General features: G+C 68.4%; 4 protein-coding genes. All 4 read left to right on the plus strand.

Annotated elements, in window-relative coordinates; genetic code table 11:
* Window positions 1–81 precede the first annotated feature (81 nt).
* The 4 genes from ACXC9Q_RS04385 (at window position 82) to ACXC9Q_RS04400 (ending at window position 6,396) form a co-directional block, all read left to right on the plus strand.
* Window positions 82–759, plus strand: coding sequence for an MFS transporter (locus tag ACXC9Q_RS04385; protein WP_457055161.1), 678 nt, complete (start codon window positions 82–84; stop codon window positions 757–759).
* A 5-nt stretch (window positions 760–764) separates the two neighbouring features.
* On the plus strand, window positions 765–1,289 hold the full coding sequence (locus ACXC9Q_RS04390) for an MFS transporter (RefSeq protein ID WP_457055763.1): 525 nt from the start codon (window positions 765–767) through the stop codon (window positions 1,287–1,289).
* A gap of 189 nt (window positions 1,290–1,478) precedes the next feature.
* On the plus strand, window positions 1,479–5,297 hold the full coding sequence (locus ACXC9Q_RS04395) for a discoidin domain-containing protein (protein WP_457055162.1): 3,819 nt from the start codon (window positions 1,479–1,481) through the stop codon (window positions 5,295–5,297).
* Between the two features lie 7 nt (window positions 5,298–5,304).
* Window positions 5,305–6,396: a Gfo/Idh/MocA family protein gene (locus ACXC9Q_RS04400; protein ID WP_457055163.1), complete on the plus strand. Its 1,092-nt coding sequence runs from the start codon at window positions 5,305–5,307 to the stop codon at window positions 6,394–6,396.
* The last annotated feature ends 28 nt before the right edge of the window (window positions 6,397–6,424 follow it).

The following is a 6,424-nucleotide window of genomic DNA, read 5'->3' on the forward strand; positions in this document are numbered from 1 at the left end:
CGTAAGAGACGCAACGTCTCTAAGGAGCCGCTCGGATGACCACAACCACCCCTGACCGCCTGGATCGGGACGTTCTCAAGCTTGCCGCCGTGCTGGTCCTCGGCGCGCTGGCTCCGCTGCTCGACAGCACGATCGTCACCGTCGCGATCCACACCCTCGGCGCCGACCTGGCCGCGCCGGTGTCCACGGTCCACTGTGAGTACGGCGTACTTGCTCGCCCTGGCGATCGCGATCCCGATCACCGGCTGGTCGGCGAACCGGTTCGGCGCCAAGCGGATGTGGATCATCGCGATACTGTGTTTTCTTTTTGGATCGATGCTGTGCGGAGTCGCCTGGAACATCGGCTCGCTGATCGCCTTCCGGGTGATTCAGGGTCTCGGGGGCGGACTCATGCTGCCGATCCTGCAGACCCTGCTGCTGCGCGCGGCCGGTCGCGATCGCATCGGCCGGCTGATGGCCGTCGTCACGCTGCCCGCGCTGATCGGCCCGATTCTCGGCCCGGTGATCGGCGGCCTGCTGGTGGGCCACCTCAGCTGGCGGTGGATCTTCTACGTCAACGCCCCGATCTGCATCCTGGCGATCGTCCTCGCCATCCGCACGCTCAAGCCCGATCCGGAGCCGACGCGCGCGGCCCTGGACGTCCCCGGCCTGCTCCTGATCTCACCCGCTCTGGCCGGCATCATCTACGGCTCACCCAGGTCGGCGCGTACGGCGCCTTCGGCCACGTCGCCGTCCTGCTCCCGATCGGCGTCGGCCTGATCCTCCTGCTCGCCTTCGTTCTCAGAAGGACCGCCGAACCCTTGATCGACCTCACGCTCTTCCACACGAGATCGTTCGCCGCATCGACCGTCCTGCTCTTCCTCACCGGCTTCGGTCTGTACGGCGCGATGTTGCTGCTCCCGCTCTTCTACCAGCAGGCCCGTGGCGAGACCGTGACCGCCGCCGGTCTTCTCCTCGTCCCGCAAGGCATCGGCAGCCTGCTCGCCCGCGTCGCCGGCGGCATCACCGATCGGCTCGGCGCGCGCCCAGTGATCCTCGTGGGCATCGCACTCACCACGATCGGCACCATCCCGTTCGCCTTCGCGGGTACGACGTACGTCCTGCTCGCGATCGCTCTCGTCGTGCGTGGTGCGGGACTGAGCGCGGTCAACCTGGCCGTGATGGTCGGCGCCTTCCGGGAGCTCGAGCCGCGGCAGATCCCGGACGCCAGCAGCACGACCCGGATCATGCAGCAGCTCGGCGGTGCGTTCGGCGCAGCCACCCTGCCGTGGTCCTGCAGAACCAGCTGACCGGCCACACCGCGCGGACCGCCTACGCGCACAGCTTCGCCTGGGCGATCGCGTTCACCGTGATCGCGGCCGTTCCGGCCGTTCTGCTACCCGGGAGGCCGGGCTCTTGAATAAGTAACACGCTTGGTTTAACTTATCCGCGCACCTGCTGTCGCATGTACTCCGGCCCGCCACCTGGAGGTTTTCAGCATGTCCAGACGCCTGCTCGCGCGGGTTCTCCCCGCTCTCCTTCTTTCGAGCGTGATCGCCGTACCAACGGCCCACGCCGCCACGATGTACCCGAGCGGGGTCGGCACCGACCTCGCACCGACGCCGACCACGCTCGGGGTGAAGCCCGCGGCCGGCGACGATCCCGCCGGGCTCCGGACCGGCACCGAACAAGGCCGGACCTACTGGCAGACCAACCAGGCCGCGAACACCGGCTACCTCGAGTTCGACGTCGACCGTAACTACGTCGACGAGATCGGCACCGACGACGTCCTGGTGACGGTGACCTATCTCGACGTCGGCACCGGCACGCTCGAGCTGCAGTACGACGCCAAGACGAATCCGCAGGCGGACACGACGGACGTCCAGCTGGCCAACAGCGGCCAGTGGAAGACCGGCGTCTTCGAGCTCACCGACATCGGGTTCACCAACCGGTTGGGCGACGCCGATCTGAGGCTCTTCGGGACCGCCGACATCACCATCGCCGGCCTCCGGATCAGTACGGCGGGCGCCTCGGTGCAGCTCGGTGCGTCACCGATCCAGAGCGGCATCAGTCCGCGCGCCGGGGACGACGCGGCACATCTCGTCACCGGAGTGCAGGACGGCCGCCCGTACTGGCAGACCGATCACACCGCTCCGGCACCGGGCACGAACTTCTTCTACATGAACGTCGCCGACACCTACCTCTACGACAACCGCAGCCTGGTGCTGATCAGCATCGACTACTTCGATGAGGGCAACGGCCAGTTCGGCCTGCACTACGACTCCCCGGGCGAGACGATCCCGGAGAAGTTCAAGAACTCCGAAGTCGTTCGCTACGGCGACACCAAGACGTGGAAGACGTACACCTTCGCGTTGCCCGACGCGGTGATGACGAACCGCTCCAACGGCGGCGACTTCCGCATCCACAACGGCGACGGCTCGGTCGACCTCAAGGTCGCCGCCGTCCGTGTCGCCAAGGTCGCGACCACGCTCAACGTCACCGAGGGCCTGCTCGACCTGATCGACCAGGCCGCGCGTACCGAGAAGGCCGCCCGCGAAGGGACCCGCGACGGCCAGTACCCGGCCGGCTCCCGCGCCACCTTCCGCGCCGCGATCGACGACGCCCGCGCTGTCGCGGCCACGCCAGGCGTGACCGACGTACAGGTCAAGGCGGCGCTGCAGACCTTGCAGGCGAAGCTGGACGCGTTCACCGCGTCGGCGGTCGACACCAACTTCGCCGGATCCGGTACGGCGACCGCCAGCAGCGGCACCGGGGTCACCAACGTCAACGACGGCAACCACAACACCGCCTGGACCAGCGGCCCGGGCGACTCGTGGCTACAGCTCGACCTCGGCAAGCCGCGACCGGTCAACGACGTTCGCGTCCAATGGGCCGAGGCCTACTCCCCCGACTACACCGTCCAGGTCTCGAACGACGGCACCAAGTTCACCAGCGTCGGCCGGATCGGCTCACCGGGCGGCAATCAGGTCAGCAAGACGCGATTCGCGACCACCTCCGCACGGTACGTCCGGGTCACGATGACCGGCGCCGACTCCTTCGTCGTCAAGGAACTCGAGCTCCGCCAGTCCCCGGTCGTGACACCGACGCCGCGCCTGGTCGACACGAGCAACCCGACCGAGGACGGTGTCGTCGCCGACTTCGACGCCACGCAGTACGGCGCCGACCGCACCGGCCGGCGTGATTCCACGAAGGCGATCCAGCAGGCGATCTACGCCTGCCAGGAGGCGGGCGGCGGCACGATCTGGCTGCCGGCCGGCAAGTACAAGGTGACCGACACGATCGAGGTGCACGCGTTCTGCACCCTCCGCGGTGATCACGGCCAGGCGCCCGAATACGGCACCGTGGTCATCGCCGACCTGCCGTCAGGTGACGACGGACCGAGCCTGTTCCGGATCGGCGGCAGCGCCGGCGTCCTCGGCGTCACGACGTACTACCCGAACCAGAACGCGACCGACCCGGTCCCGTACAACTACACGTTCGAGATCCCCGGCGGCGCCTGGATCGGCAACGAGAACTACATGATGGCGACCGTCTCCGACGTCACCATGCTCAACTCGTACCGCGGCATCGGCGTCAGCACGATGCCGAACGACCAAGGCAACGCCCCCAGCTCCGGCCAGGTGCACGAGTCGACCACGATCCGCAACATCAGCGGTACGGCGCTGTTCGAGGGTGCCCGTGCCTACAACGGCGCCGACGTCGGCACCTGGGAGAACGTTGCCTTCAGCAACTCCTACTGGGCGTCCGCCCCGGCCACCTACCACCCACCGGCCCGTACGGCGCTGGACGCGTGGACCCGCGCGCACGGCACCGGCCTGGTGCTCGGCGACCTCGAGTGGGACCAGTTCCACCGCATCTCACTGGCCGACTACGCGGTCGGGATCCATGTCGTCGCCGGCCAGCGGGCGCAGTTCACCGGCAGCTTCCTGGAGCCCGACATCCGGCGGACCGGGACCGGCCTACTCGTCGACGTGATGGACGACCGGTGGGGTATGACGCTCGCAGCCGGCCGGATCGAGGGCAGCGACCACGCGATCCAGAACAACTCGCGCGGCTACGTCAAGGTCACCGGCACCTCACTGACCGGCGCCGTCGACGGGATCGTGCACCGGATGTCCGGCACGGCACCGACGTACCAGACGAAGCCGCTGCCGAAGCCGAAGCAGTCGCTGTACGTCGTCGACGCCGCGCACGGGGTCGGGTATCTCCCGGCCGCCGACGCGACCAGCGCCGTACAGAAGGTGCTGGACAAGGCGGGGCGCAGCGGCGGTGGCATCGTCTACCTGCCCGCCGGGTGGTACCGGATCGGCACGCATCTCACCGTCCCCGCGAAGGTCGAGCTGCGCGGCGCGTCCGCGGTGCCGAACCGGGATCAGGGCGGCGCAAGTGGTGGGACCGTTCTGCAGGCTTTCGAGAAGAACACCGAGACAGCGCTGATCACCCTGCAGAACCGTGCGGGCGTCCGTGGGCTGCGGGTGTTCTACCCCGAGAACAACCCCGGCTCGGCGGACGGCGTCGTACCGTACCCGTACGCCGTCCGCGGGCACGCCGGCGGGAATTACGTCATCAACGCCGGCTTCCCGAACGCGTGGAACGGGATCGACCTCAGCGGTGACGACGTCGTGGTCCGCAAGATCGCCGGCGCGTTCTTCGACCACGCGATCGCGATCGGCCCGGGCAAGAACGGCCGGATCGAGGGCGTGCTGTCGAACGGCAACGCGGTCACCCGGGTCGGCTATCAGCAGCCGTACTGGATGAACGAGGGCAGCATCTTCGAGCTCGTCATCGACAAGTACATGCGCAAGACCGCCAAGATCGTCACCGTCGACGGCGCTCGCGGACTCACCTTGCTCAACGTCTTCGCGTACGGCTTCCACGACGGGCTCGTGGTGAACTCCGGTCAGGTGGACGCGTTCAACCTGGGCACGGACAACCTCGGCACCGACGGTCATACGGTGAAGGTGGTCAACGGCGACGTCGAGGCGACCAACCTCGCCCGGTACAACGGCGCCACCCTCAGCGGCCCAGCCACGCTCCACAACGTGATGGTGATCAATGTCGTCCAGCGCGGCATCACGGTCCAGACCACTGGAGCTGGCACCGCGAAGATCAGCGGCAACGAATCCGAACCCGGAACCTACGAAGTCGGCGCGCAGGTCACCGTGACGGCGACGCCACCATCGGATAGCGTTTTCCAGAACTGGACCGTCAACGGGACGGTGGTCTCGACCCAGCCGTCGTACACCTTTACCGTCAGCACCGACCAGGTTCTGACCGCGAACTTCCAGGCGAAGTAGGAGCGAGATGGCTGACACACACCAGCAGCAGGTCGCGATCGTGGGCTGCGGCATCATCGGCCGCACCCACGCGGACACCCTGGCCGCCCGGCCGGACGTGACCGTGACCGCGCTCGTCGACGTCGACGCCGGCGCCCGGGAGGCGCTGGCGGCCCGGCTGAAGGAGGCGGGCCGGCCGGAACCGAAGCTGTACGACGACCTGACCGCGGCGCTGAGTGGATCGGACGTCACGCTGGTCGCGATCTGCACCCCGAGCGGCACGCACGCCGAGCTGGCCGAGCAGGCGCTGAACGAGAAGAAGCACGTCGTCATCGAGAAGCCGATCGACGTCGATCTGACCCGGGCCCGTCGCCTCGGCGCGGCGGCCACCCGGGCGGGGAACCAGGGTGTTCTCTCCTCCGTGATCAGCCAGCACCGGTTCGACGCGGGCAGCGCGGCGATCAAGCAGGCGATCGACGCCGGCCGGTTCGGCAAGCTCACGTCCTCGGTCGCGACGGTTGCCTGGTGGCGCAGCGACGAGTACTACGCCTCCGCCGGCTGGCGCGGCACCTGGGAACTGGACGGCGGCGGCGCGCTGATGAACCAGGGTGTGCACACCGTCGACCTGATGCTGTGGTTCATGGGCCGACCGGTGAACATCCAGGCCCAGGCACTGCGGGCGGCGCATCACGCGATCGAGGTCGAGGACACCGTGGTCGCGACGATCACCTTCGAGTCCGGTGCCGTCGGCACCCTGCACGCGACGACCGCGGCCTTCCCGGGTGGCCGGACGCGGGTGTCGGTGCACGGCACCGAGGGCGGCGCCGAGGTGGAGGACGATCTGCTCAGCCGCCTGAACGTCGACGGTGCGAAGAACGACGCCCCGATCGACGTCGGTCCGCCCGGCGGCCACAAGGCGCAGTACGACGAGATCCTGTCAGCGATCGCCGACGGTCAGCAGCCGGCGATCACCGTCCAGGACGCGATCGACGCCCTGGCCACGGTCCGGGCGGTCTACATCGCGTCGACCCTGCAACGCCCCGTCAAGTTCGTCGATGTACTCGAAGGCCGGTACGACGACGTGGACGTGTCCCGCGGGATCCGGCTGCCACCGAACTGAGGACCGGGACGCGCCCGGCGCCGGTCAG

The organism is Kribbella sp. CWNU-51 (assembly GCF_054073265.1).